Raw genomic sequence first — 2,177 nt, forward strand, 5'->3', positions numbered from 1 at the left:
ATGGATATTGGGTGATTGGCAACGGGTGCAGACATAAGTTGTCGTTTCTATGATCATGTTAAAGGTCTATTGCTCAGACATTTTCACGTCTATTCTAAATTAAAACACGTTGTTTTTGTACACTACCAAAAGCAGGAGGAAAATATTAAAAATGGGTGGTTTTAATAAAAAAAAAGAGATGAATAACGCTTGTTACTCATCTCTCAGATAATGGGGGGTATTGAAATAGCGTTAGAAGGACTGCTCCAGACTTTCCAGTTCCATCATCAGTTCCAGCATCTGTTCCTCGGCTGTTTCCAGTTTGGCTTTCAGCTCGGTTTGCTCATTCATCAGTTTGAGCAAATCATTTTTACGTGAGGCTTCATATAAAGCACTGTCACCCAGTAAAGTTTCAATTTCAGCCAGACGCGGCGTAACCTTTGCAATCTGTGCTTCGCATTTTTCGATATTTTTACGAATCGGGCGGCTCAGTTCCCGCTGGCGTGCCGCTTCCTTACGCTGTGCTTCTTTGTCCAGTTTGGAAATGGTTGCTTTGACTTCGACCTGAGATTTCACCGGCTCGGCTGGCTTCTGCCCGTTTTTGATCATCTCAATGCGGGCCTGACGTAACCAGTCGGCATAAGCGGTCAGATCACCGTCAAATTCACGGCATTGACCATTATGTACCAGCAGCAATTCATCACAGACACTGGCAATCAGCTGGCGTTCATGCGATACCAGCACCACAGCACCTTCAAAATCCTGCAAGGCCATGGTCAATGCATGACGCATATCCAGATCTAAATGGTTGGTCGGTTCATCCAGAATCAACACGTTTGGACGCTGCCAGACAATCAATGCCAGAGCCAGACGGGCACGTTCACCGCCTGAGAAACTTTCACTTGGCGTATCCATGCGTTCGCCGCTAAAACCAAAACTGCCCAGGAAAGAACGTAAGCTGGCTTCACTGATTTTTTTATCGGCAATACGGGCCAGCTGTAACATCGGGCTGGCATTGCCATCCAGTGCATCCATTTGGTGTTGGGCAAAGTAGCCAATATTGAGCAGTTCCGAGTCTTTGCGCAGACCCTGAAGCAATTTTAAATCACCGACCAGCGATTTAATTAGGGTAGATTTACCGGCACCATTCATCCCGAGCAAACCAATCCGGCTGCTTGGCGTGATCTGTAAATTGACATTGGTGACAATCAGCTTGTCACCATAACCAATATCGGCATGTTCCAGTTGCAATAAAGGCGAACTCATTTTGGTCGGTTCACGGAAACTGAAGGTAAATGGTGTATCAACATGGGCAGCAGACAGTTCCTGCATACGCTCCAGCTGTTTGATCCGGCTCTGTGCCTGCTTGGCTTTGGTGGCTTTCGCTTTAAAACGGTCAATATATTTTTGCAGATGTGCGCGGGTTTCCAGCTGCTTTTCATAAGCCTGTTGCTGCTGCGCCAGACGTTCACTGCGGGTACGCTCGAAGGTCGAGTAGTTACCGGTATATAAAATCAGTTCCTGATTTTCAATATGTAAAATATGGTCGGTAATCGCATCGAGAAAATCCCGGTCATGCGAAATCAGCACCAGCGTACCTTCATAGGCTTTCAGCCAGTCTTCGAGCCAGAGAATGGCATCCAGGTCTAAATGGTTGGTCGGTTCATCAAGAAGGAGTAAATCGGAACGGCTCATCAGGGTACGCGCCAGATTCAGGCGCATGCGCCAGCCACCAGAAAAACTTGAAACATCCAGTTGGGATTGATGTTCAAAAAAGCCCAGACCGGCCATCAGTTGCGAAGCTTTGGCCGGCGCAGAATAACCTGAAATTTCATCAAAACGGCCATATAAATGCGCCAGTTCTGCATCATCCAGTTGATCTGGCTGCTCCAGTTTCTGCTGAATATCCCAGTATTCTTCATCGCCGGACAAGACGAAATCAATGGCTTTCATATTCAGCGCTTTGATTTCCTGTGCCATATGCGCCACGGTCCATACCGCAGGACGGGTCAACGAACCGGTGTCTGACTCCATGCCGCCGAGCAAAGCTGAAAACAGGGTCGATTTCCCGGCACCATTGACACCGGTTAGGCCAATTTTCCATCCTGGGTGTAACTGCATCGACGCTTTTTGAAATAAAACACGTCCACCGCGACGTATAGATAACTGGTCTAACTGAATCATTGAGAAATCAAAGC

The 2,177-nt window shown here is 47.2% G+C and carries 1 protein-coding gene; it reads right to left on the minus strand.

Annotation, left to right across the window (positions count from 1 at the left end):
- Positions 1 to 231: 231 nt before the first annotated feature.
- Positions 232 to 2,163, minus strand: coding sequence for an ATP-binding cassette domain-containing protein (locus FTV08_RS15975; protein WP_180087653.1), 1,932 nt, complete (start codon positions 2,161 to 2,163; stop codon positions 232 to 234).
- Positions 2,164 to 2,177 lie beyond the last annotated feature (14 nt).

This window comes from Acinetobacter sp. YH12226, from assembly GCF_013417805.1.
Classification (GTDB): Bacteria; Pseudomonadota; Gammaproteobacteria; order Pseudomonadales; family Moraxellaceae; genus Acinetobacter.